The following is a 22,901-nucleotide window of genomic DNA, read 5'->3' on the forward strand; positions in this document are numbered from 1 at the left end:
GTTTTTTCTTGCGGTGCGGGCCTCAGGCCCGCTCCCGTTCCAGTTCGAGCCCTTGACCCAGCAATTCCTGAGTGGCGTGCTCGACACCTTCGGTAAGCATGTCGAACATGTCGTCGATCTGCGCCTCGGTGATCACCAGTGGCGGTGAGAAAATCGCCATGTTGCCATAGGGGCGGACCATCAGGCCCAGTTCCTGGCAGCGGGCGTCAATGACGGCACCAATGCTCGCATCAATCTCGGCACTGGCCTTACCATCGCGGGTCAGCGAGCATTCAATGCAGCCCACCAATCCCATTCCACGCACATCCACAATCAGCGGCATTTCCAACATTTGACTCAGGCGCTTCTGGAAATGCGGGGTCACGCTGCGGACGTGCTCCAGAATGCCGTCGCGCTCAAAGATCTCGATGTTTTTGAGACCGGCGGCGGCGCAAACCGGGTGTCCCGAATAAGTGTAGCCGCTGGTGAAATAGACGTCCTTGGAGATATCACCTTCGATGTCCTTGAACAGACGGTCAGAGAAGATCGCGGCTCCCATCGGTGCATAGCCCGAAGTCAACCCCTTGGCGCAGGTGATAATATCCGGAGTGACGCCGAAGAGTTCCTCGGACGCGAACCAGTGGCCAAGTCTGCCAAAGCCGGTGACGACCTCGTCTGAAATGTAAAGGACGTCATGTTTGCGGCATACCTCCAGGCAGCGTTTGTGGTAGCCTGTGGGCGGTACGATCACGCCACCGGAGCCCAGCACCGGTTCGGCGATAAAAGCGGCGACGTTATCCGCGCCCAATTCAAGGATGGCATTTTCCAGATCCGCCACTTTTTCATCGAGGAAGGCTTCAATGCTTACGCCTTTCGGTCGGCGGAAGGCGTTCACGTCCGGCAAGAAGTGAGGAATAACCTGATCGGTGTCGAACCACTGGCGCTCACTCGGCTTGCCGCTGAGTGACGCGGTTAGATAGGTGCCGCCGTGATAGGCATGCGCCCGAGTGATGATGCGTTTCTTGGACGGCTTGCCCAGCAGGTTATTGCGGAAGTGGATAAAGCGGATAGCGGTGTCTACTGCCGTTGAGCCGCCAGTTGTGAAATAGACCCGGTTGAGGTCGCTCGGCGCACGCTCGGCAATGGCGTGGGCCAGTTCTGCGCTCACCGATGTTGCCTCGCTGAAGGGCGAACAATAGGCCATCTTGCGGGCTTGCGCCGCCATTGCATCTGCAATTTCGGTGTTGCCGTATCCGAGCTGCATGCACCACATGCCGCCGGGGCCGTCGATCACCTTGTTGCCGTGCTCGTCGTATACATAGATGCCCTCGGCATATTCGCTGAACGTCCTGTCGGCTTTTCCGGCGCCCTGGACTTCCAGCCCTTCCCACGGATGGAAGTAATTCTCCTTGTCCCAGGTTTTGAAGTTTTCGAAGTCGTTTCCAAGTTTGGTCATCACGGCCCTCTGTCCGGAGTTGCTGCTTTCATGAATGAACGTTCATACATTACACATAAGTGAATGATCGTTCATTGTCGATGGAAATTTATTTCGATATTGGGCAGGGTGTTCAAAAGGCGCCAACCCGGCCGAGAGAAGGAAAGGGCAGGCAAATGACAAGTATCGGAGATACAAGAAAAAAGCGGAAGGTGGACAAAGATCTGCACCGTGAAGTGCTGCTGGAAGCTGCTGCCAACGTGATCCTGCGCCATGGGGTGAGCGGCGCAACAATCAGCCGTATCCAGGAGGAATCCGGGCTCTCCCGCGGCATGATCAACCTGCACTTCCAGTCAAAGGACAATCTGATTCGCGAACTCGCGAAACACATGACGCGGGAATACAATGCGGCCTGGCAGGGCTTCACCAGCCAAGCCCCGGAAGTAGTATGTACCCCGGACGATGCCGCTGCCCGTCTGCAGGCGCTTTTCGAGACGGATTTTTCAGAAGCAGTGCTGAACAAGCGCAGCGCACGACTGACCTTCGCCTTCCGCGCTGAACCTGATCTCCAGGCAGTTGGATCAGGTTACATCGAGACCCGTGGAACTGATCTACATGATCATGTACGCAGCTGCTGCAAGGTGCTCTGCGAGGCTTGCGGAACTCAAGGTGATCCCGAAAAAGTAACTATGGCAATCATGTCTTTGCTGGAAGGGTTGTGGACCGATTTTCACGCCCACCCCGATGAGTTCAGCAGAGAAAATGCGGTGGATGTCTGCCGGACCACCGCGCGTGCTTTCTTCCCTGGCTACTTCTGAGCGGCAGGGCCATGCTCCCACACCGTCAACGAGTATCGCTCGCCCTGCTCAATTGGCGTCGCCTGATGCAGCAAGAAGCTCGGAAAGACGGTCGCGCTTCCCTTGTATCGACTGGCTGTCATTGCGTGGGCATCCGGCATGATTTCCAAGTCACCCCCGTCGTATAATCCGGATTTGCTAAGCTGAACTACCAGCGTCAGTTTCCGTTTTCGAGCGGTCGGGCTGTCCCCGATATCGGAGTGCAAAGCAAAATAGCCACCATCAAAAGCCTTATGGGCCGTCGGCTGATGGGTATAGTCGCCCTGTCGCTGATACTGTGATGCACCCTAGGTCAACTATGAACCCAGCCTGTGAATTCGAATTTCTCGCTTGGTGCAGCCGCAGTACCAGAAGTGTTGCAAACGTTAAGTATGGTCACAGCTGCTCGTGCAGAGAGAACGTCTATCAAGCCGGAGTTGAGCCGGACAAATGGGGTTGTCATCTATAACTTGACGATCCGTTCTCGCGATCCAAACATTTTCCGTAGAAGCTGTGGCGGCTTCACAATTGCGCGTGATAAACTGCGTGTAACGCATAAGATCAGAGATGAACCATGCGGTTACCGGATGAAAGCGATACGGAATATGGAACGGGCAATGTCCGGGCATTTCTGGAAAGCTTGACCGGTCCGTCTCGCGGAACCGTAACCTGGCTTGTCGGCACCGCTTTGTCCGCTTCACTAGGTCAAGACCGTATCCTGAAGATAAGGCGGAAAGAGGATGTACCCCCACATGACGAAGATGTGGCGACCTTTCAATGGTCGCAAGGCGGTTACACGCTAAACGCGCTGCCCGGCCGGGAAATCTGGGTCAATGGTCAAAAGATTGCTTCGGTAACTCTTAGAAATGGCGACATGATCGAGTTCGGTGAAAAGGGTCCCATGTCGCGCTACAGGATGTGTGACCACTCATTCCCGGCACATCACACTGTCGAAGACATAATAAGTGACGCTTATGTGTATGCGCGCTCCAGCCGACGACCCTTCGCCAGCAAAATGTCCAGTGCGGTGCGCGAAGGCGGACGTCGACTGACATCACAAACCACTGCTTTGTTCAAGATTACCGTTATCGGTGTACTTCTTCTGATCTTTGCCTTTGGCTATTTGCTTTTTCAGAACGATCGGAAGCTGGCGGACAGCCTGAAACAGGAATCTCTCAAGATCGAGGCGGTTGCTGTCATGCTTACGCAGACGCGTGAAGATGCATTGACGGCGGATGATCTGGTCGCACTCAGAGAAGCGTTTGACAACCAGGTGATTTCCACCGAGCAGCGCCTTGGGACATTGGAAGAACGTGCTGGTGCGTCCAGGCGGGTAATAACGGGCTCGACGCGATCCATTGCCTTTATCCAAGGGGCCTACGGATTGCGACAAACTGAAAGCGGCAAATTGCTGCGGCATGTGCTTGGCCCGGACGGGGAGAAACTAAAAACTCCATTCGGGAAACCATGGATTGAGCCAGATGCGGCAGGCGCGCCGGCAGAATTTCAGTTCACCGGAACCGGGTTTCTGTTAAAGGGCACTTCTTTATTGGTGACCAACCGTCACGTTGCCTTGCCATGGACTGCCGGAGATCAGGTGCAGGCCCTGAAAGCTGCGGGGCTTGAGGCCGAGATTCTTAGTCTGCTAGCTTATCTGCCAGAACAATCCAAGCCAATGGAAGCGGTATTGCTTAGGGCAAGCAAAACGGCCGATCTGGCGCTTCTGTCCATTGATGCGAACCGTGTTCAAGGGCTTGGGCTTTCACTGGCACGTGACCCGCCGCGTGCAGGTGAAGAAGTTTTCCTGCTTGGATTTCCAACTGGCCTAAAGGCCTTGATTGTGCAGGCCGGGCCGGATTTTCTGACAACGCTGGAGAGCGATGGCGCCGTCGACTTCTGGACGATTGCAAAAAACCTTTCAGAGCAGAACAAGATCAGACCTCTGGCCAGCCGGGGGATCGTCGCCCAGACCAGTCCCGGTGCAGTCGTTTATGATGCTGAAACCACAACCGGCGGAAGCGGCGGACCTGCCCTGAACCGAAATGGCGAGGTGGTGGCTATCAATGCCGCGATCTTACCTGAATTTGGCGGCTCCAACATCGGTGTTCCTGTATCGCACCTCAAAGTGCTTCTGGAGGAAATCCGGTAGCAGCCACTGGGGCGAAACTCTCGCTGGCTGTTGCCATCGACAGAGATAGCGCAGAACCGTACCAGTTCTGCGCTTAGCTACGGTCTAAACATTGAACTCCCTGATATGGATCGGGAACGCAGGCCAATTCGTTCCCGATCAGGTGAGGCAGGTCGTGTAGCATGAAAGATGCTTCGCGCTGCCGGGAGCCGTTCTTCGACACTCACTTCGAGATGGGGGACTCTGAGACCCAGGGGTCGCAACCGAACAGCGGCAGCAGTTTCATGCTACGAGCCAAATCTGCCACATACTGTTTTAGTTGAATAGCGAAATTGCTTCATGCATTATATTTGAAAATCGAATAGATACCCCATGGATATTGAACTCGCGCGAACATTTCTGGCGATTGTCGAAACGGGCAGTTTTCTGGAGGCTGCCAACAAGGTTTACGTCACGCAATCAACAGTGAGCATGCGTATTCGGTCACTCGAACAACAGCTTGGACGACCAGTGTTCGAGCGCGGAAAATCGGGTGCTACACTTACTCCGGCCGGGCACCGCTTTCATAAACACGCGCAGGCACTTGTCAGGTGCTGGACACAGGCCCGGATCGACGCCTCCCTGCCTGATGCGGTGGAAGCTGCTCTGGAAATCGGTGCTGTGCCCAGTTTGTGGGACGGGTTCCTGATCGACGCGATGCCAGAGTTTATGCAAGCGTTTCCGAATGTGGCCGTTCACGGGTCTACGGTTTCAACTGAAACACTGCTAAGCCAAACGACTGCGGGCGCGCTGGATTTGGCTGTGATGTATGATCCGCGGAACACTGTCGGGCTGACCGCAATGCAGTTGTTCGAAGATGATTTCGTACTCGTGAGCAGCGATTTCGATACCTCGCGAAGCCCATTTGAAGAAAACTATGTTCTGATCGACTGGGGGCCGGAGTTCCGTGCCGATCACCTGCTGAACTTTCCGGAAATTCCGACGCCAATGTTGCAGCTTGGAATTGGCACTCTTGGCCTGAACTACTTGAAAGCCCAGCTGGGAGCCGGATTTTTCCCCTGGCGGGTAGTAGCGCAGGAAGTCGAAACCGGTTGGTTGAGGGTGATTGAGGATGCTCCTCGGTTTGCTTATGCCGCCTATGCTGTTTTTGCAGACGATGATCCTGAAAGCCTCCCCTGCAAGGCCGCCCAGCTATTGAGTGCCTTTGCAAAAGAACAGTTTCCCGTCACGGCCTGAGATGGCGGACTACTCGCGGCTTACCATGTAGAAGGCGAATTGTCAGTTTTCGGAAGCCTCCAGGGCTTCGGTTGCTGCGGGTTGTATTTTGCCAGACTCGAACATTAGACCTGCAGTAATCCCGACCATCAAAACGCCGCCCATGATGGCCCAGTACCTCCAACCAAAAGACCTGTGCAAACGCATTTTTCTCTCCACGGTCGTCCATCGAAACCAGAACAGTATAAGGAGGGATAGAAATCTGCCAAATCGTGGGGATTGACCCTCAAAGAGGCAATATACTGAAAACAAACATCTATTCAGATCATCGATAGCACAGTTGAGAAAAAATCATAAGGTTTGGCACTCCGAAAACGAAGATTGATCCCCTAAAATATCGAAGCAGAGGGAAAGGAGGTATCGATGGATAGGCGTTGGATTAATCGCGTTACCGAACACATAAGGCGTTTCATTGCGTCACAACGGTTCGGGATCGTGAAGCATTCGGCAGCAAAACAGCAGGATTTGCAATGCCCACAAGATTGGGACGATGCCGCCGAGATATGGGACCCGTCCGAATTCGACCCGGAAAAAGAAAACCGGGAACGACGTTTGCGCCCGAGCGATTACGAATGGGACTCAAACGGTAATCTTCCTTGGTGCGGGCACAATCACCGGTTCAAAGGAGGCTGAAGGGAACCCAAGGCCTAAACATTGGATATTTCAGTCACAGGTGACGCAATATTCGCGTCCCTTGATCCTGCATCGTATACCGTTTGGGATCCGAGAGCGCCGAAGGTGAACTCCCACTCCGGATAGCACGACCGAAAACACTTGAGATTGTGGAAAAAACTACGTCGCTTTCGGCCTCTTAGGTCGAAAACAGCGCAGCGCCTTCTGTGTGTTTTGGCAAAATTCAGTACCAATCAAAATGGTGTACAGAATGCTGGAAGTTCATTCGATTCCCGGTGCATTTACCGCGCGGGAATGTGAGCAAATTGTTGCTGCATCACAAAAAGCCCCGGCGAACGAGGCTCTGCTTGTCGGGCAAAACAAGGATCACAATCTGCGCAGAGCGGATGTGACTTGGCTGGACGACGTCGACGGCTCTGATTGGGTGATGTCACGCCTGATCAATCTGGTTCGTCGCTCCAACACCAGCAAGTTTGACTTCGATCTTCGCGAGTTCGCGGAAAGCCCGCAGATTGCATGCTACAAAGGATCAGATGGTGGTCATTTTGCGTGGCATTCCGATATTGGCGACGGGCCCGTTGCCCGAAAAAGAAAGCTGTCTATGGTCGTACAGCTCAGCAAACCCGGGATGTACGACGGCGGTGACTTGGAGATTATGCCGGGTGCTTATGCTGTAACGGCCAGCCGCCATCAGGGGAGCGCGACCATCTTTCCAAGCTTTTTGTTGCATCAAGTGACACCGGTTGAGAATGGTGATCGGCATTCGTTGACGGTCTGGGCGCATGGCCCGGCGTTTCGCTAACGATTTCCGTACTCGTTTAATTTAGAGTCCGAGACCACAAGGCTAACCATTCCTTTCGTGTAGGAAAGAGAGTCGAAAGTGTTAGGCTTGCCTTTAACATGTGCGCTGAAATGGCAATTCTTGTAGTCCAACGCCTCTGCCAAATCCTGGAATCCGCACGGCACCAACGCCTGAGTTGCTTTGGTCACTCAGTAGCTGGCCTCTATTATGTATCCGTCGGTAAGTGACTGGCGACTGATTTCTCATGGACTATGTTTGGCACGCTCACCATATCAGAAGCAACTTTGCCAGCTACCTTTGAAGTACTTTCGACAGATATGCGTGTCTGACCCAACCGGGGGTGCAGCTTGCGAGCCAGAACCCACGTCCAAAGCAAACCAGCGCCACCCGCGGCGAACACGCCAGAGAGCGGTGCCACGAGAAGAACCAGCCAGGCGGCACCGGGTGTAATAATACCCGAAACATCGCGAAAGCTCGCGTAAATTGCTGACATCTCAGTTCGTTCGGAAGGTTTGACCGCGAGAAGGAACGGCAAACCTGCGGAAACATCAAGCAAGATCAGGAAAATCGAGCCCATCATTAAGAACGCGATGGTGACTTCAGGGAATCCGAATGGAACGCCAGCAAAAAGAAACAGCAGCCCGGACATGAGAAATCCCGTTCTGACTGCTGCGCGCACCGAACTGCGCTGCATGAAACGAAGCATCAGTGGGGTGCAAAACAGGGCGGCGTTGGAAATCGATAAAGCAATCCCTCCTAGCTGGCTGCCAAGCCCGTTCTGAACCGCATAGATGGGCAGGTATACGACATAAATCCACCACCCGCAGGAACGAACGACTGCGAATACCCATCCGGCGACCAATCGCGGTTGCGCAAAAAACCTACCGAAATAGGCGAACGGATTTGCGGGAGCGCATTGGCTTCTGGTGATGAGCCTGCCGTTTCCGAGGCGCATAACAAGAAAGATGAGCAGCATGACAATCGCTGCACCGGCTGCAATCAGGAACGGCGCAGGTTGCCACCATTCGTACAATATCGCGCCAAGCGCAGGGCCAGCCGTCCAACCCAGCGCACTGTAGAAAAGCCGAGATGTCTCAAAACGTCCCAGTTCAATCCTGGCAACATGGTCGAGTACATAGGCGTTGAAGCACACAAATGTCGTCACAACGGCGAAAGTCGTGAGTGCGAGCCCCGCAATAACGGCGGCAGGGGTCGCAACGATCGTCACAACCGCACCCGCGACGTACGAAAGAGTGCCGAACACATAGACCCATCTCCTTGGGACAAACCGGATCAGGTAGGGAATCAGAAGACCGATCAAGAGTGAAACTGCGCCAATGGCGAAATAAATTTCGGATACAAATCGCGCATCCTTCAGCGCGTTGTATATCGCTACCGGAAAGACAGAGATCAAAATACCTCTGGCAATCGCCTCTGTACCCGCCAGAATGGCGAATCCCCGCACACTGGGTGCTGGCGCATGGCGAAGCCATTCTGGTATTCGGCGTTCATGCATGAGTAATGCTCAATGGACTGGGAACTAGTCAAACCTGTTTCCTCATTTTTTCTTTCCTGCCAGCGACCCGATGTCGTTTTTGCTAATCGCATAAGTTACAAAAATTCCGAAACGGAACTTCGCTTTCTTTTTTTACAACCCGCTTCGCTGGCGTTCGATTTTCAACGCTGATTACAGCGAAAGGATTGCTGAACTCGGGCTGGATTCGCCCAGTAGAAAAGCCGCAAACGGGAAATCACTGCTCGGCCGAAAAATCTACCGCTGCGGATGCGGGCAATTTCGGCATGAGCAAAAGTCGTGGCTGCAAAAGTCGGTATTGTCCGTGATCTGTGAATTCAGGCTCGCCCAGGCTTTGCTGTCGCAGCGAATGTCGGCAAAGCGGGCTGCGGCTGCAACATCTGAAGGCCTCGCTCAAGGTCGGCAATGGGCCGTTTTCATACATCCCAACAAGCTGACTTATCGGCAGCTTTGTCAGCGAAGCAGACATTCATGTAAGTTGCAGCGATTGACCGCTTCGAGCCCAATGTGTTCGATGCTGCACGATGTATGAAGGTCGGCTTAGTATCGGCCTTCCTTTATTGCCCGGGTTTTTGAAAACGTCGACGTCCGCAGCGAAAACCGGTAACCGATCAACAAACAACACTGCCTAGCCGCCTTTTCCTTGGCATATGGCATCATACCCGATTGGTGAGTGAAACTCCGGCAATCACCAGCGTACCACCAAGCAACATGGAAGCCTCAACTGGTTCCTGCAAGACAGCAGCTCCAAGGGCCACTCCGAAGACGGGGACGAGATTGGTGAATACCGCAGTACGCTCAGGCCCAAGCGTTCGTACCCCCCTATAGTACCAAACAAATGGGACGACTGTGCCACCAATGGCCAGATAGATGATGGCTAAGGTGCAAGTGAACGTCGGTATTTGCGGCAGTTGAACGGGACCGGTCAGCGGCAACCCTAAAGCCAGAAATATAAACCCAATTAGCGCAGCCCAAGTGGTTGCTGCCAGCGGTGTTATGCTTCCAAGCGCCTTACCTCCAAGAAGCGTATAGCACACCCAACTGCCTACCGCAGCCAGCATGAACAGCTCTCCCCGCCCAAAACTCTGCCGAGCGTCAGACATCAGCCCTGCAATGTCTCCTCCGCTAATCACGATCACGGCCCCGACTAGTGCCACACAAATCCCGACAGCTTGTCCAATCGGTAGGAAACGCCGCGCAACGAGCCCTCCGGCTAGAGCTACGGCAATTGGATTAAAGGCAACAAACAGCGCTGTTCGCGAAGCTGGCATCTCAGTCAGAGCGGCAAAGAAGAACAGATTGTAAAGGCAAACGCCGGACAGCCCGAGAAGCCCCATCAACACGCTCTGCCGCCAAGTGAGGCGTGGTAAACCGCCTTCTTTTTTCCATACGAGATAAAGCAATGCCAGCGATGCCAAGCCAAACCGTGCCGTTGCAGCGACCAGCGGAGACATTTCGGTCGAAACCATGCGACCGGCGACAAATGTGCCACCCCACAGGAAGGCTACCATTGAAAGCCGGACGTAAAGCAAGGCGTTATGCGACGCGATGGAATAAGATAGGGTTTGGGACATGGGATCACCTAAAACATCGGATTGCCCACGTCGAATTTCAGTTATACTATGTTATAGTCAAATGAGTATTTACTTATGACCCTCGGTCAACTTGAAATCTTCAATACGCTTGCCGAAACGCGCGGGTTCACGGCAGCTGGCCTGCGACTTGGTATCAGCCAGCCCGCAGTGTCTCATGCGCTCAAGAGTCTAGAGGATGAGCTTGGCGTCACGCTTTTTGATCGCACTGTATCGCCAATCGAACTGACCCCGCTGGGCGAACGACTTCTGTCCCGCGCACGTGAAATTCTTGGGCTGGCCGATGCCATGCATCAAGAGGCCTCGGAATATCGTGGAGTGCAGACCGGCAGACTGCGCATCGGATCTTTTGGTGCGACGTCATCCTTGCAGATACTGCCGCGCCTTCTCGATTCATTTCACGAAGCCCATCCCGGAATCGAAGTGTTGATTGAAGAAGCCCCTGACGATGAGATTATCCGTTGGATCGAAGACCGGCGCATTGATCTCGGTTTTGTTGTTTTACCGGATGAACGCTTCCGGACATGGCCTGTCGCACAGGACCAGTTTGTCGCCTTGGTTGCAGCTGACAGCACTTTGGCCGGACAATCCTCAATCCGATTGGAGCAGTTGTGTGAAATGCCTTTCATCATGCCGGAATCTGGTTCTGCCCGGATCATTCGCCGTCTGTTCACTCAGTCCCGACTTAGCCCAAATGTTCGGTATCGGACATCGCAGGTGCTAAGTACTTTGACCATGGTGGCACGCAATCAAGGCGTCTCGGTCGTGGCCGAGATGGCCTTGCCGCCAACGAATGGTAAAGAGGGTTGGGTCAGCAAGCCGCTGAACTCAGTCAGGACACGAAAAATTGGGCTCGCGATGCACCAGTACGCAACGCCATCCCCTGCGGCGGTCGCTTTTATCGAAATCATGGAAAAGAGTAGAGACGATCTCTGACGACGCGAGCAAGGGAGAGAGGCGACATCTCGATTTGAACCTTTTGGGCTCGAACCGGACATTAGAAAACACTATGTGAACGGCTGGTTTGTCTGCGAAGCAGACGTTCGCCCAAACTCTACGAGCGACCGCTTCGAGCCCCAAACCAACCGATGTTGCTGAAAGCACCAATGTCAGCGATGCGCAGAAACCAGACTTTGCAAACTTTGGTGGACGAGCCAACACGGACAATCAACATCTTTCTCGGATGTCGCGGGTGCGGCCCGCTTATCCACAACAGCAGTCACCTAACTGAATTGGCGGGCACGGGACAGTTGCGTAGGAACAAAAAACACAGCAATCGCCTTCTAAAGGCTTCAAAACTGACTTGCATGATTTGCATTCATAAAACCACTGGCACGAGTCAGTTGACATTTTCTCGATTTCAACGTGCCCACACCGAGGGCAGGTCAAAGTGCTATCCAGCACCACAGTTTGTTTTGTCATTGTCTCACATCCGCATGATTAGATAATCGTTGATTTGAGCCTCATTGAACACGATGACCCATGCCAGCGCGGTGATCGCCGTGCTTCCGACAAGCCACCATTTCAGATTTGCCAACGTCCCGTTTCGATGCGCTACGAACCACGAAACCGCGATCAGCGCTGTTGAGATGGCGAGAACATAGTAGCTTGCTGCCGCTATTTTTCCGAACATCGCCAACCAACTGCCACCCAAGCCGAGCAACATCATGGCCATTGGAAGAACACAGCATGTCGCAACCCCCAGAGCGGAAACCGATCCCAGGTAGCTGAGGGTCAAATACTTCTTCATCTTTCGCTCCCTGGGTACTCGATTTGAATGTGTTGAGGCACCAGCATTCAGAGCGTATAACTCCTGTAGTAGCTACAGGATCAAGCGGAGGTACTTCACATGATTGCGATAGGTGAGGCTTCCCGGCAAAGCGGGGTTGGAATAGAAACCATCCGCTACTATGAACGCGAAGGTATAGTGCCAAGGCCCGCACGAGCTCAGAATAATCGCCGCCTCTATTCAGCAAGCGATGTTGGAAGACTTCGATTTTTGAAGAAATGCCGCGACCTGGGGTTTCCTCTCTCAGACGCAAAAGCGCTTTTGGAGCTGTCAGAAGGAAGTGCCGAAGAATGTCGATCTGTGAAAGAACTGGCCGAGGCACACATTGCCAGCGTTCGAAGCAAAATTGATGAGCTCAGACGCCTGGAGCACGCCTTGCGTGAGCTTACGGCCAATTGTGATAGCGGAAACGTTCAATGCCCGATGCTGCAAAGACTGAGAACGATGGATAATATCTGACTCTGGCCACTCGGTGGAAGCACAGGATCTGAGATTTAGCCAGATCACGTCAGACCAAGGTCTGTGGTGCGATAACAGATTGTAGTTCATAGTCGATTTCACGATGAAAGCGAAAGTAACTGACCTGACGATTGGCAATTGGTCGTTGTCGCGAGTGTTTCTTGCGGCCAGCATTTCCGTGATGGGTACTGCTACCGCAATAGTCGGGGTTTGGGTGTCGAATCGAATCCAGAACGCAGTCGTCCAAAACTCCGCCAACTCCGCAGCGCTGTATATGGAAAGCGTGGTATCCCCGCTCAGCCAGGAATTGGCACATGGCGACCATCTTTCTGAGCAGGCGAGCCTGGCGCTGGACGAGATTTTCATGACCCAGCCAATGCGTGACCGCATTGTCTCCTACAAATTCTGGAAGCAAGGCGGTGTGATTGCACATGCCTCTGATACAGACATCATTGGATACCGTTTCAATCCAACGGATGACTTGAGGCGGGCGTGGAGCGGTGATATCTCCGGCTCTTTCGAAGAGCTTGATCATGCCGAGAGCGCCGCCGAGGCGGCATTGGGGATACCACTACTTGAAGTTTACAGCCCCATCCGCGAACTCTGGTCCGGCGAAATCATCGCGGTTGCGGAGTTCTACGAAAGAGCCGATCAGCTGGAGTTAGATTTGGCCAAGGCCAGGCGAACAAGTTGGTTGGTCGTCGGTTCCGCATTTCTGGCAAGTACTATTGTTCTGTATTCCATCGTCGCAATTGGTGACAAAACAATTCGACGACAGGGAGCTCTTCTTAAACAGCGCCTGACAGAAAGTGAGAGGATGGCCGAGCAGAATGCCCGGCTGCGCTCGCGTGTGGTCGAGGCGTCAGAAAGATATGCCACGCAAACAGATCGATTTCTCAAGAAGCTTGGTGCCGAGCTACATGACGGTCCTGCGCAATACCTGTCGCTCGCCGCCCTTAGACTGGAGGCGGCGTTTTCCAAAGAGTCCGAAAGACCTAAAGAGGCAGAGGAAATTCAACAGTCTTTGCAAAAATCTCTTGCTGAGATTCGTGCAATATCGCGAGGGCTGTCCGCGCCAGATATCGACAGCTTGACACTCGTCGATGTTGTAAAGAGAGCCGTAGAGGATCACGTCGAACACAGCCCGTTGCGACCGGATATTTCACTTCTGGGTAGCCTGGCCCCAGAGTTGTCATTGTCCGACAAGCTGTGCGTTTTTCGGTTCCTTCAGGAGACGCTTTCTAATGCCGCGAGATATGCTCCAGCTTCCAAGTGCACTGTTATCTCTGAGGCGCAGAGCGACTGCATAGTTGTGAAGGTCACAGACGACGGACCTGGATTTGACAAGTCAGAAGAAACCGCGATGCGAGACGATGGTGGCCAGGGGTTAATGGGCTTGCGAGATCGGGTCGAGAGTATTGGTGGGCGGTTCGAAGTCGCATCGAGACCGGGCGAAGGCACCACCATTGCTATGACACTATTCCCCAGAAAGTTAGGCACATCATGACTACGTCTGTCGTAATAGCTGATGATCACCCGATATTCAGGGATGGTTTGCAACGAACGTTGGATGAAGCTGATGGTTTTGAAGTTTTGGCCGCTGGGTCCAACGCTGAAGAGGCAGTGTCGCTGGTCGGCACGCATCAGCCGGACATAGCTATTCTTGACCTCTCTATGCCCGGTGGCGGGATAAGCGCGACACGTAAAATTGCTGCAATGGAAAATCCACCCGTCATTGCAATTTTGACGGTCTCAGAGAACAGCAGCGATGTCGCGGACGCATTGGAGGCGGGCGCGATTGGGTACATTGTGAAGGGAGTAACCGCGAGCGAACTAACTGCTTCCTTACACAGCATTGCCGCAGGTGAAGGGTTCGTTTCTCCGGGCTTGGCCTCGCGAGTATTGCTTCAAATCAACGCCGACACCGGCATGTCTATTAACAGCAGCATTCTCGATGACCTAACGCATCGTGAGGAAGAGATACTGAGACGTGTGGCCAAAGGACTGAGTAATCGTGAAATCGCCGACGAGTTAGACCTTCAGGAAAAGACCGTGAAACACTACATGACGGCAATCCTGTCCAAGCTTCATGCGCGAAATCGGGTAGAGGCCGCGCTTATTGCACATGATGTTTGGAACAAGGGAGACTAACAGCGGTCTCATTAACGACGATGGCGGCCCCTCTCAATCAGAAGCCGCCAACGGATTATCGACTGGTGTTGCTGTTCAGTTGGTAACCGACTGTAACCTCCGGCGATCAGAGGCCGTTGCGTTTCTCTCGACAACAGTCCGGTTGTACGGGTCTTTCAACTCGTAGCGCCCAAACTCGATCTCCTCTTTCCAACCATTGGCATAGTTCACTTCGATATTGTTGCCTTGGCGTTCGATTTTCGTGGGCCGACTTCCAGCAGTGCCGCCTTGCCCAGCAGAACGCACGCTGTCGATTGAGATACCATTCGCCAAAGACCGAAGCCTTGAGACGTCTGCACCGGTCGCAGGGCGCTCCTCAACAGTTCGGTTTTGCGCGTTCTTTCTCTCATACCGCCCGTTTTCGATCTCCTCCTTGGTTCCGTCGGCGTAACGCACTTCAATCCCGTTAGCGTTTGTTTCGACCTTTGTTATCCCAGCCGAACCCGACGGCTTGCCCCCTGCTTGAGACCGATCCTTCTTTCCGCTGCCTATATTGGAGCGTTTCGAGTCATCGTCATCGTCATCATCGTCGTCGCGACCACTTTTGCCCGATCCTGAATTGTCTTCACGATCATCATCTCGGTCGTCGTCACGATCATCGTCTCCATCGTCATCACGATCATCGTCCCGGTCACCACCACGGCCGCTATTACCCGACCCCGAGTTGTCGTCGCGGTCATCATCTCTGTCGTCGTCACGATCATCGTCGCGACCATCCCCGTCTTTCCCCTTGCCGCTCTTGGCAAAGGCATATGACGGTTCAAAATGTAGGCGACCATCGGCATCAAACGCTGGCACATAAGGCGTCGCCGCAATAAACGAAGCCAACGCCGCTGTACTAAGAAGTTGACCCAGCTTTCTTTGAATTTTCATTTTCGCCTCCAATTCTGGTCATCACGCTTCGTGACATTGAAGACAGGTTACTTCTGGTTCGGCTTTCCCACATCGGGCTTAGGTCTGACGAATTTCAAGCCGAACGTCTTAGTCAGATCAGTCATACTAATAGAGTTTTGCTGAGCCATTTGACCAGTTTAGTGGGAACTAACCCCGTCACCCTTCAACTCGTCATCAGGTTCGAGGTGAATGACAAAGACGGAACCCGGATACAAACGATCCAATTCTTCCTCGATGTCATTGCATATATCATGCGCCGCTCTGACTGGCATTGCGCCGTCCACAACAAGATGAAACTCCACGAAGATGACATTTGCGGATCTGCGCCCTTTGAGGTCGTGGTACTCTAAGGCTGCGCCGAGATTTGCTTCGATTGCGTTGGAAACAGTCTGCAAGTCATGGTCCGAAAGTGTCACATCCATCAGGCCATCGACGGACGACCGAATAACTTTCCAGCCCTCCCACAAGATGTTCAGTGCAACAAGAATTGCCAGGATCGGATCGAGGATCAGCCAGCCGGTGACAAGTGCGAGTATCAGACCTGCGATGACACCAACTGAGGTCATGACATCTGTGAAAATGTGCCGGGAGCTTGCCTCCAATGCAGGCGAACCCTCGCGCCTGCCAATTTTGAGCAATAGGTAAGCCCATGCGCCATTCACACCCGTTGCAAAAACATTGACGACGATTCCAAGCAGCGGTGCATCCTTAAGATGCGGGTTTGGGAGTGCCAGCACAGCTTCTCTGATGATCAAGAACGCCGCCAGCACAATCAGTACGCCCTCGACGACGGCAGAAAGATACTCGGCTTTTTTGTGACCAAAGGGGTGGTTTTCATCAGGGGGTTTATTGGCAACCCGAACTGCGAAGTATGCCAGCAACGCCGCAACGACATTCACGGTAGATTCCATTGCGTCCGACAACAACGCCACCGAGCCTGTCAGCCACCAAGCCAACAGTTTTAGGGCCAGTACCGCAATGGATATCGGAATGGACCAAAGAGCGATTTTTTGTGTCATTCCGTCACGACCCTTAGTCAATCGTTACAAATGATCCTGGGAACAGGTGAGCGACCGTACTTAACACGTAAGACAGGAGTTGGGTAATAATGAATAGGGCCACAGGTCGGTCATGCACGGCCGGCTGTAGTAAATGGCTCCAGCACCATAGTGTCATACATCCGTTACTTGGATGGACCTGATGGTTACATATAGCTAGCATCTGTGATCAAACAGCACGAAGGGAGACACACATGTCGAAGTTCACCAACAGAAAAACTGCACATGGGGTTGTTGCACTCGTAATCTGCTGTATCGCGGCGACTGCACACGCGCAATCGGCAGGCGAGGAGATGTCGTTTTTCATCACTAGTGTGGGCAAGGGGGACGGTGCAAATCTAGGCGGCCTCGAAGGCGCCGATGCTCATTGCAATGCGCTTGCTTCCGCGACCGGTTCTAACAAGACCTTTGCGGCCTATCTGAGCACCTCAATGTCCATTGATCGCAGCACCGACCCGATGACAATCACCAATGGCGTTTCTGCTCGCGACCGGATCGGGTCGGGTCCTTGGTATAATGCCAATGGAGAGCTTATCGCCAACAATGTTGAAGACCTGCACAGTGACGGTGTGAATATCAATCTACAGACCGCGCTCGACGAAAACGGCAACCCTGTCAATGGGCGTGGCAGTCAGCCGAACAAACATGACATTCTTACCGGCTCCGATTCCGCGGGATACTTCTCGACGGCAGGAGGCGACACGACATGCAGCAACTGGACTTCGAATAGTGAAGATGGATCTGCGATTGTCGGGCACCATGATCGTGTAGGTCTCAACGATGCTCGAAACATGATATCCTGGAACTCATCGCACGGCTCGCGCGGTTGCGGAGAGGAACATCTGCCACGTTCTGGCGGGGCGGGTCTGTTTTATTGCTTCGCAACTGACTGATCGGGCAGCATTGGCACGCGTATCGCCCGTATTGAACCTGATATTTCCAAGTCAGTTTTGGTTATCGCGCTTTGGAAGCGGGTTTTGGGCGGAAATAGCCTAAATGCCGCTTCGTTGCGAGTTTACTAAACTGCAAAACTTGGTTGAAAAGGTCCGCTTTGGGCTGACTGCAGTCATTGCCGCCAATAAGACGAATGCCCGTTAGGTCTGCATTGTGTGAGTTTAGTCAGCCGATGAATTTGCGCTTGCGGCAAACGGCAGGTTCGACGGGCTGCGTCGCAGCACCGGTTGCCGACGGTCAAGGGTCGGTTAGGGCCGTTGGAACTTCCGAATGAATACAAGGTTGGAAATAACGCACCGGTTTCAGTAGCAATCAGTGATCGTCAAAACCGAAAGGATTTGAGTTTTTGTAGTGAAATCAATGTGCGTTTTCTACGAACGCGACGCGACCGTACTTCCATCAAGACATAGACAAAGAACAAGAAAAAGAAATTGATAAAGAGCGCTCCATCCGCTTGTGTTACGCAAATCACGGTCGCTGTGTTTGCTGCTCAATGTCGAGAAACGAAGGCGCGGGTTAGCGAACCTTACGATGGTCGGGGCAGATCTAGCGCTGACGCACGAAGGAGGCTTAATCAGAAAGCGGCAACCAGATTGTTTTGTCGGTCCTTCTGTCTCGCCCAGCTTCGCGTTCCTTTTGTCCGTCACGGATCCGGGTGCAGGGATTTTCAATCGGGTCTAGGCTGTTCAGATAGGGTGTCAGGCAATAGAAAACTTGCGGATGCTTATGCGATGGTTTCCAGGTGATCTTCGCCCACATCTGCTTTAACATTTTAGCACCTGAACGTTTGTATTAGCTGGGCTTTTCACCTGAATAGCATTGCATGGATTGGGTTGTAGGGACCAGCGATTTCTCTGAGAATTGGGTGTTCACCGAAAAACCTCATCTCCTTATTGTGACCTTTAGCTGTAATGTGCCAGCTGCCTACTTTTTGCTGCAGCTAACGCTCCTTTTGCCCGCAACCCGACCCCTTCGTTGTGCAACTCGATCACTGTAGCGACTCAAGTGATTAATTGGTGGTGGAGAAATTTTAGCGGTTAAAGTGAAGCTCTGATTTTGGATGTTCAATAAAGCACCACCTACATTTTTTCAGAATGCTTAGGTTTCGGACGAACGTGAGAATCAAAGAAAAGTCCTTTAGCTTGAGGTATAGAACCCCGAGAATCAGCTTACTTTTCTGTCAGTTAAGGCCTGCCAATTCTGAGGTGGAAGTGTCGCAAGGCTTCGAGAAAACCAATTTCGCATACCACAGTTGGCACTCGCGCCGATTTTTCGGATAGCAAACAACGAAGTTGGGAATAGTATTTTCAAAAGGTGGGCCAAGGGGTGGGCTGCAAATAGAATCAAAAACACAACGCATTGATAATTAGATGAATTTTTAAGAGATATGGTGCTGCTGGAGAGAATTGAACTCTCGACCTCTCCCTTACCAAGGGAGTGCTCTACCTCTGAGCTACAGCAGCACTGTGGGCGGGTGATTAGACTCAAACGAAACGGGGCGCAAGGGTGTCTGGACGGTTTTTTTCGCCTCCTGTAGAGAAAGATCATGGCAGACAGAAATACACCCAAAAAACACGGCAAATCCGGGGATGCGCGCGAAGAGCGGCTGAAGGCGGCGCTGAAAGCAAATATGGCGCGGCGTAAGGCGCAGGCCAAGGCGCGGGCAACCCAAACCGACAAAGCCGACAAGGACGAGGGATAAGAGCAGATGGATTCGATTCTGGTGACGGGCAACGGGCCGCTGAACGGTCAGATACCGATTGCGGGGGCCAAGAACGCGTGTCTGACGCTGATGCCCGCGACCTTGCTGAGCGAAGAACCGCTGACGCTGACCAATGCGCCACGACTGAGCGACATCAAGACCATGACCGCCCTGTTGCAATCTCTGGGGGCCGAGGTGTCTTCGCTACAAGATGGGCAGGTGCTGGCGATGTCCAGTCATGACCTGACCAGTCACACCGCGGATTACGAGATCGTGCGCAAGATGCGGGCGTCGAATCTGGTGCTCGGTCCGTTGTTGGCCCGGTTCGGAGAGGCCGTTGTGTCGTTGCCGGGCGGGTGTGCGATCGGCGCGCGGCCGATGGACCTGCATGTTGAGGGACTCGAAGCGCTGGGCGCTGAGATCGAACTTGAAGACGGTTATCTGCACGCCAAGGCACCGGGCGGCCTGAAAGGTGCGGTGCATGAAATGCGCTTTGCCTCCGTTGGCGCGACCGAAAACATCGTCATGGCGGCTACTCTGGCCAAGGGCACCACGGTGCTGAAGAACGCCGCGCGCGAGCCCGAGATCGTCGATCTGGTCGAATGTCTGCGCAAGATGGGCGCGCAGATCTCGGGCGAGGGGACCTCGACCATCGAAATCCAGGGCGTTGATCGTCTGCATGGCGCGACCCATCAGGTTGTGACCGACCGGATCGAGCTGGGCACCTATATGCTGGCTCCGGCCATCTGCGGTGGTGAGGTCGAACTGCTGGGCGGGCGGATGCGCCTTGTCGAATCCTTTGCCGAAAAACTGGATGCAGCAGGTATCAGCGTTACGGAAACCACCGAGGGTCTGAAAGTGGCGCGCAAGAATGGGCGTGTCCGGGCCGTTGATGTGGTCACCGAACCGTTCCCCGGTTTCCCGACCGATCTGCAGGCGCAGATGATGGCGCTGATGTGCACGGCCGAGGGCACCTCGGTTCTGGAAGAACGTATTTTTGAGAACCGCTTCATGCACGCGCCCGAATTGGTGCGTATGGGGGCGAATATCGAAGTGCACGGTGGTACGGCTACGGTCACCGGTGTCGAGCAACTGAAGGGCGCGCCGGTGATGGCGACGGACCTGCGCGCTTCGGTCTCGCTGATTCTGGCGGGGCTGGCGGCCGAAGGGGAAACCACTGTCAGCCGGGTCTATCATTTGGATCGCGGATATGAACATGTGGTGCGAAAGTTGGAAGGCGTGGGCGCCAAAATCGAACGGATCAAGGGTCAATGACAGACGCAAGTTTTCACGATGGGCGCGAAGCCCCGCTGAACCTCGGTGCCGAGGATGGCGATGACCTGCAGGTGATCTCGACCCTGACACAGGACGCCGTGTTCCCGGCGAACGAGATGACGTGGCAACCGTCGCAGCGCCGGTTTGGTCTGTTGCTGAACCGCTTTCGGTGGGAGGACAAGGACGCCGCGACCCGCCGTGGGCGTGCGTTTGAGCGGGTGCAGTCGGTTCTGGTATTCGATTCAGTGCTCTCGGTGGCCAGCCAGGGTGTCGACCGCGGCGAAAAGGACATGGTGATGTCCTTGCTATCGGTCGATTTCGAAGCGGGTGAGGACGGCGCAGGCCAGATCATCCTGACTCTGGCCGGGGACGGTGCGATCCGTCTGACGGTCGAGGCGATTGACGCAACGCTCAAGGATGTGACCCGCCCCTATCAGGCTCCATCAGGTCAGGCCCCAAACCATCCGGAATAAGCGCGGCATATCGCAAGCGTTCTCCGGACCTTCGGCGGGTCTGGAGTTGCGCCGTGCGACCGTGTTCGACGTGTTCGATCTGAGCCGAGTTCTGATCCTTTCGATCACCCGGCTCTGTCATGCAGACCACCGGGGTGACCCGCAGGCCATCGCGAAGTGGACGGCGAACAAGGACCCGGAAACGATCCGGGGCTGGATCAGGGATGGCGCGCAAATTTGGGTGGCCGAACGCGCAGGGCAGGTGGCTGCCGTGGGTGGCCTGCGCGACGATGAGATCACGCTGCTTTATATCGATCCGGACCACACCGGTCATGGCATCGGGTCGGTCTTGCTGCATCGGCTTGAACAGGAATTGATCGCTTCGGGCCATACCGAAGCCCGGCTTGAGGCGACGCAAACGGCACAGGCGTTTTATCGGCGGCATGGCTGGCAGCCAACCGGGCAATGCGGCGCGCGCGGCGATGTTTCCTGTTTCGCTATGCGCAAATCGCTGCACCCTGCCGAGAAGGGTTGAGGCCAGCCGATCCCGGCGATATGTCCCGATGAAACGCCCCGGAGAGCCAGACCATGCCCGTTTTCCTCGATTCCTCGTTACCCGAGTTTGAAGCCGCCTTTCAGGCGCTGTTGTCGGCCAAGCGCGAAGACAGCCCGGATGTGGATGCTGTCGTTGCAGAGATCATCGAGGATGTGCGCACCCGGGGCGACGAGGCGGTCATTGAACTGACGGCCAAGTTCGACCGGCTGGAACTGACGTCTGAGACGCTGGCCTTTTCCACCGATGAAATTACTGAGGCCGTAGCGCAGGTCTCGGACGCGGATCGGGCCGCACTGGAACTGGCCGCCGAACGCATCCGGGCCTATCACGAAAAGCAGGTGCCCGTGGATCACCAGTGGACTGAATCCACCGGGGCAACGCTGGGCTGGCGCTGGTCGGCGGTCTCTGCAGCGGGGCTTTATGTGCCGGGTGGTTTGGCCTCTTATCCGTCGTCGGTTTTGATGAACGCAATCCCGGCTAAAGTGGCGGGGGTTGAACGGCTGGCCATTGCGGTGCCGACGCCGGACGGGCAGGCGAACCCTCTGGTCCTGCTGGCGGCGCAATTGTCGGGCGTGGATACGATCTATCGCATCGGTGGCGCGCAGGCGATTGCGGCGCTGGCCTATGGCACTGAGTCTGTCATGCCGGTGGACAAGATCACTGGCCCCGGTAACGCCTTTGTGGCCGCCGCCAAGCGCCGGGTTTTCGGCAAGGTGGGCATCGACATGATTGCCGGGCCGTCCGAAATCCTGGTGATTGCGGACAAGGACAACGACCCCGACTGGATCGCGCTGGACCTGCTCAGCCAGGCCGAGCATGACGAAAGCGCGCAGTCGATCCTGATCACCGATGATGCCGGTTTCGGTCAAGCGGTGGCAAAGGCCGTCGAGAAACGTCTGGAAACTTTGCAACGCCGTGTCATTGCCGGGGCCAGCTGGCGCGACTTCGGTGCGGTGATCACCGTGCGCGATCTGGACGAGGCCGCCGCGCTGTCAAATCGCATCGCTCCGGAACACCTCGAGCTGTGCGTCGCCGACCCGGTTGCGCTGAGCCAGAAAACCGTCCACGCCGGTGCGATTTTTCTGGGCCAATACACGCCCGAAGCCATTGGCGACTATGTTGGCGGCCCCAACCACGTTTTGCCCACGGCACGCTCGGCCCGGTTCTCCTCGGGCCTCAGCGTGATGGATTTTCTAAAGCGCACCACGCTCAGTCAGATGACGCCGGAAGCGCTGCGCGCGATTGGCCCCGCGGCCGAGCAACTGGCACAGTCGGAAAGCCTGGAAGCGCATGGTTTGTCGGTCACGGCGCGGCTTAAACGTCTGAACGGATGAGTTTTATATGGCCTGTCGGACACA

The 22,901-nt window shown here is 54.5% G+C and carries 22 protein-coding genes, 1 tRNA gene and 1 pseudogene; 15 read left to right on the forward strand and 9 right to left on the reverse strand.

The window, feature by feature from the left end:
* Positions 1–22: 22 nt before the first annotated feature.
* On the reverse strand, positions 23–1,435 hold the full coding sequence (locus tag GOX63_RS17505; RefSeq protein ID WP_170546608.1) for an aminotransferase: 1,413 nt from the start codon (positions 1,433–1,435) through the stop codon (positions 23–25).
* 80 nt (positions 1,436–1,515) lie between these two features.
* Between GOX63_RS17505 and GOX63_RS17510 the strand changes: the two genes are divergently transcribed.
* The gene (locus GOX63_RS17510; protein ID WP_254436003.1) at positions 1,516–2,232 is read left to right on the forward strand and encodes a TetR/AcrR family transcriptional regulator; all 717 of its coding nucleotides are present in this window, start codon (positions 1,516–1,518) and stop codon (positions 2,230–2,232) included.
* On the opposite strand, the pseudogene GOX63_RS17515 reads toward GOX63_RS17510, so the two are convergent.
* A pseudogene (locus GOX63_RS17515) lies at positions 2,223–2,483 on the reverse strand (2OG-Fe(II) oxygenase); the annotation flags it as partial. The gene GOX63_RS17510 and the pseudogene GOX63_RS17515 sit on opposite strands and share 10 nt — an antisense overlap.
* 341 nt (positions 2,484–2,824) lie before the next feature.
* Between GOX63_RS17515 and GOX63_RS17520 the strand changes: the two are divergent.
* The 4 genes from GOX63_RS17520 (at position 2,825) to GOX63_RS17535 (ending at position 7,088) form a co-directional block, all read left to right on the forward strand.
* Positions 2,825–4,399 (forward strand): trypsin-like peptidase domain-containing protein, encoded by a 1,575-nt coding sequence (locus GOX63_RS17520; RefSeq protein WP_170546616.1) that lies wholly within the window; start codon positions 2,825–2,827, stop codon positions 4,397–4,399.
* A 351-nt stretch (positions 4,400–4,750) separates the two neighbouring features.
* Complete coding sequence (locus GOX63_RS17525) at positions 4,751–5,614, forward strand: LysR family transcriptional regulator (RefSeq protein ID WP_170546619.1); 864 nt, start codon at positions 4,751–4,753, stop codon at positions 5,612–5,614.
* Between the two features lie 402 nt (positions 5,615–6,016).
* Positions 6,017–6,286, forward strand: a complete 270-nt coding sequence (locus GOX63_RS17530; protein ID WP_170546621.1) for a hypothetical protein — start codon at positions 6,017–6,019, stop codon at positions 6,284–6,286.
* 250 nt (positions 6,287–6,536) lie between these two features.
* Positions 6,537–7,088, forward strand: coding sequence for a 2OG-Fe(II) oxygenase (locus tag GOX63_RS17535; protein WP_170546624.1), 552 nt, complete (start codon positions 6,537–6,539; stop codon positions 7,086–7,088).
* A 205-nt stretch (positions 7,089–7,293) separates the two neighbouring features.
* On the opposite strand, the gene GOX63_RS17540 is transcribed toward GOX63_RS17535, so the two are convergent.
* Both GOX63_RS17540 and GOX63_RS17545 read right to left on the reverse strand, forming a co-directional pair.
* Positions 7,294–8,604, reverse strand: coding sequence for an MFS transporter (locus GOX63_RS17540; protein WP_170546625.1), 1,311 nt, complete (start codon positions 8,602–8,604; stop codon positions 7,294–7,296).
* Between the two features lie 674 nt (positions 8,605–9,278).
* On the reverse strand, positions 9,279–10,196 hold the full coding sequence (locus tag GOX63_RS17545) for a DMT family transporter (RefSeq protein WP_170326740.1): 918 nt from the start codon (positions 10,194–10,196) through the stop codon (positions 9,279–9,281).
* Between the two features lie 75 nt (positions 10,197–10,271).
* Between GOX63_RS17545 and GOX63_RS17550 the strand changes: the two genes are divergently transcribed.
* Positions 10,272–11,150, forward strand: a complete 879-nt coding sequence (locus GOX63_RS17550) for a LysR family transcriptional regulator (protein WP_170326739.1) — start codon at positions 10,272–10,274, stop codon at positions 11,148–11,150.
* A gap of 267 nt (positions 11,151–11,417) precedes the next feature.
* Here GOX63_RS17550 and GOX63_RS23850 read toward each other — a convergent pair whose 3' ends face one another.
* Both GOX63_RS23850 and GOX63_RS17555 read right to left on the reverse strand, forming a co-directional pair.
* Positions 11,418–11,636 (reverse strand): GDCCVxC domain-containing (seleno)protein, encoded by a 219-nt coding sequence (locus GOX63_RS23850; RefSeq protein WP_254435998.1) that lies wholly within the window; start codon positions 11,634–11,636, stop codon positions 11,418–11,420.
* A gap of 4 nt (positions 11,637–11,640) precedes the next feature.
* A complete protein-coding gene (locus tag GOX63_RS17555; RefSeq protein ID WP_170546628.1) occupies positions 11,641–11,964 on the reverse strand; it encodes a hypothetical protein in 324 nt (107 codons plus the stop codon).
* Positions 11,965–12,063: 99 nt separating this feature from the next.
* Between GOX63_RS17555 and GOX63_RS17560 the strand changes: the two genes are divergently transcribed.
* From GOX63_RS17560 to GOX63_RS17570, 3 genes are all read left to right on the forward strand, one after another.
* A complete protein-coding gene (locus tag GOX63_RS17560; RefSeq protein WP_170546631.1) occupies positions 12,064–12,462 on the forward strand; it encodes a MerR family transcriptional regulator in 399 nt (132 codons plus the stop codon).
* A 103-nt stretch (positions 12,463–12,565) separates the two neighbouring features.
* On the forward strand, positions 12,566–13,969 hold the full coding sequence (locus tag GOX63_RS17565) for a sensor histidine kinase (RefSeq protein ID WP_170546633.1): 1,404 nt from the start codon (positions 12,566–12,568) through the stop codon (positions 13,967–13,969).
* Positions 13,966–14,613 carry a response regulator gene (locus GOX63_RS17570; RefSeq protein ID WP_170546636.1) on the forward strand — a complete coding sequence of 216 codons (648 nt, stop codon included), beginning with the start codon at positions 13,966–13,968 and terminating at the stop codon, positions 14,611–14,613. Before GOX63_RS17565 ends, GOX63_RS17570 begins: the two co-directional genes overlap by 4 nt.
* Positions 14,614–14,688: 75 nt before the next feature.
* Here the strand turns inward: GOX63_RS17570 and GOX63_RS23650 are convergent, their stop codons facing one another.
* Positions 14,689–15,525 (reverse strand): hypothetical protein, encoded by an 837-nt coding sequence (locus GOX63_RS23650; protein WP_174826827.1) that lies wholly within the window; start codon positions 15,523–15,525, stop codon positions 14,689–14,691.
* Between the two features lie 158 nt (positions 15,526–15,683).
* Entirely contained in the window at positions 15,684–16,565 is an 882-nt protein-coding gene (locus GOX63_RS17580) for a cation diffusion facilitator family transporter (protein ID WP_170546639.1), read from the reverse strand.
* Between the two features lie 233 nt (positions 16,566–16,798).
* On the opposite strand from GOX63_RS17580, the gene GOX63_RS17585 reads away from it, so the two are divergent.
* Positions 16,799–17,497 (forward strand): hypothetical protein, encoded by a 699-nt coding sequence (locus GOX63_RS17585; protein ID WP_170546642.1) that lies wholly within the window; start codon positions 16,799–16,801, stop codon positions 17,495–17,497.
* A 1,449-nt stretch (positions 17,498–18,946) separates the two neighbouring features.
* On the opposite strand, the gene GOX63_RS17590 is transcribed toward GOX63_RS17585, so the two are convergent.
* Positions 18,947–19,021: transfer RNA gene (locus GOX63_RS17590), tRNA-Thr, on the reverse strand.
* Between the two features lie 83 nt (positions 19,022–19,104).
* Here GOX63_RS17590 and GOX63_RS17595 point away from each other — a divergent pair.
* Genes GOX63_RS17595 through hisD form a run of 5 tightly spaced genes read left to right on the forward strand, consistent with a single transcriptional unit; the run spans position 19,105 to position 22,877 of the window.
* The gene (locus GOX63_RS17595; RefSeq protein ID WP_170327942.1) at positions 19,105–19,260 is read left to right on the forward strand and encodes a hypothetical protein; all 156 of its coding nucleotides are present in this window, start codon (positions 19,105–19,107) and stop codon (positions 19,258–19,260) included.
* A gap of 6 nt (positions 19,261–19,266) precedes the next feature.
* Positions 19,267–20,535: a UDP-N-acetylglucosamine 1-carboxyvinyltransferase gene (gene murA, locus GOX63_RS17600; RefSeq protein ID WP_170546645.1), complete on the forward strand. Its 1,269-nt coding sequence runs from the start codon at positions 19,267–19,269 to the stop codon at positions 20,533–20,535.
* Complete coding sequence (locus GOX63_RS17605) at positions 20,532–21,008, forward strand: DUF2948 family protein (protein ID WP_170327940.1); 477 nt, start codon at positions 20,532–20,534, stop codon at positions 21,006–21,008. Before murA ends, GOX63_RS17605 begins: the two co-directional genes overlap by 4 nt.
* 46 nt (positions 21,009–21,054) lie before the next feature.
* Entirely contained in the window at positions 21,055–21,522 is a 468-nt protein-coding gene (locus GOX63_RS17610; protein WP_174826828.1) for a GNAT family N-acetyltransferase, read from the forward strand.
* 53 nt (positions 21,523–21,575) lie between these two features.
* Positions 21,576–22,877, forward strand: coding sequence for a histidinol dehydrogenase (gene hisD / locus GOX63_RS17615; protein ID WP_170327939.1), 1,302 nt, complete (start codon positions 21,576–21,578; stop codon positions 22,875–22,877).
* The last annotated feature ends 24 nt before the right edge of the window (positions 22,878–22,901 follow it).

Source organism: Ruegeria arenilitoris (genome assembly GCF_013031355.1).
Taxonomy (GTDB): domain Bacteria; phylum Pseudomonadota; class Alphaproteobacteria; order Rhodobacterales; family Rhodobacteraceae; genus Ruegeria; species Ruegeria arenilitoris_C.

What these genes read in the sequence shown, in the direction of transcription:
- GOX63_RS17505 (WP_170546608.1), bottom strand. Translation starts at nt 1,435, where the DNA reads ATGACCAAACTTGGAAACGACTTCGAAAACTTCAAAACCTGGGACAAG.
- GOX63_RS17510 (WP_254436003.1), top strand. Translation starts at nt 1,516, where the DNA reads ATGGAAATTTATTTCGATATTGGGCAGGGTGTTCAAAAGGCGCCAACC.
- GOX63_RS17520 (WP_170546616.1), top strand. Translation starts at nt 2,825, where the DNA reads ATGCGGTTACCGGATGAAAGCGATACGGAATATGGAACGGGCAATGTC.
- GOX63_RS17525 (WP_170546619.1), top strand. Translation starts at nt 4,751, where the DNA reads ATGGATATTGAACTCGCGCGAACATTTCTGGCGATTGTCGAAACGGGC.
- GOX63_RS17530 (WP_170546621.1), top strand. Translation starts at nt 6,017, where the DNA reads ATGGATAGGCGTTGGATTAATCGCGTTACCGAACACATAAGGCGTTTC.
- GOX63_RS17535 (WP_170546624.1), top strand. Translation starts at nt 6,537, where the DNA reads ATGCTGGAAGTTCATTCGATTCCCGGTGCATTTACCGCGCGGGAATGT.
- GOX63_RS17540 (WP_170546625.1), bottom strand. Translation starts at nt 8,604, where the DNA reads ATGCATGAACGCCGAATACCAGAATGGCTTCGCCATGCGCCAGCACCC.
- GOX63_RS17545 (WP_170326740.1), bottom strand. Translation starts at nt 10,196, where the DNA reads ATGTCCCAAACCCTATCTTATTCCATCGCGTCGCATAACGCCTTGCTT.
- GOX63_RS17550 (WP_170326739.1), top strand. Translation starts at nt 10,272, where the DNA reads ATGACCCTCGGTCAACTTGAAATCTTCAATACGCTTGCCGAAACGCGC.
- GOX63_RS23850 (WP_254435998.1), bottom strand. Translation starts at nt 11,636, where the DNA reads ATGACAAAACAAACTGTGGTGCTGGATAGCACTTTGACCTGCCCTCGG.
- GOX63_RS17555 (WP_170546628.1), bottom strand. Translation starts at nt 11,964, where the DNA reads ATGAAGAAGTATTTGACCCTCAGCTACCTGGGATCGGTTTCCGCTCTG.
- GOX63_RS17560 (WP_170546631.1), top strand. Translation starts at nt 12,064, where the DNA reads ATGATTGCGATAGGTGAGGCTTCCCGGCAAAGCGGGGTTGGAATAGAA.
- GOX63_RS17565 (WP_170546633.1), top strand. Translation starts at nt 12,566, where the DNA reads ATGAAAGCGAAAGTAACTGACCTGACGATTGGCAATTGGTCGTTGTCG.
- GOX63_RS17570 (WP_170546636.1), top strand. Translation starts at nt 13,966, where the DNA reads ATGACTACGTCTGTCGTAATAGCTGATGATCACCCGATATTCAGGGAT.
- GOX63_RS23650 (WP_174826827.1), bottom strand. Translation starts at nt 15,525, where the DNA reads ATGAAAATTCAAAGAAAGCTGGGTCAACTTCTTAGTACAGCGGCGTTG.
- GOX63_RS17580 (WP_170546639.1), bottom strand. Translation starts at nt 16,565, where the DNA reads ATGACACAAAAAATCGCTCTTTGGTCCATTCCGATATCCATTGCGGTA.
- GOX63_RS17585 (WP_170546642.1), top strand. Translation starts at nt 16,799, where the DNA reads ATGTCGAAGTTCACCAACAGAAAAACTGCACATGGGGTTGTTGCACTC.
- GOX63_RS17595 (WP_170327942.1), top strand. Translation starts at nt 19,105, where the DNA reads ATGGCAGACAGAAATACACCCAAAAAACACGGCAAATCCGGGGATGCG.
- murA (WP_170546645.1), top strand. Translation starts at nt 19,267, where the DNA reads ATGGATTCGATTCTGGTGACGGGCAACGGGCCGCTGAACGGTCAGATA.
- GOX63_RS17605 (WP_170327940.1), top strand. Translation starts at nt 20,532, where the DNA reads ATGACAGACGCAAGTTTTCACGATGGGCGCGAAGCCCCGCTGAACCTC.
- hisD (WP_170327939.1), top strand. Translation starts at nt 21,576, where the DNA reads ATGCCCGTTTTCCTCGATTCCTCGTTACCCGAGTTTGAAGCCGCCTTT.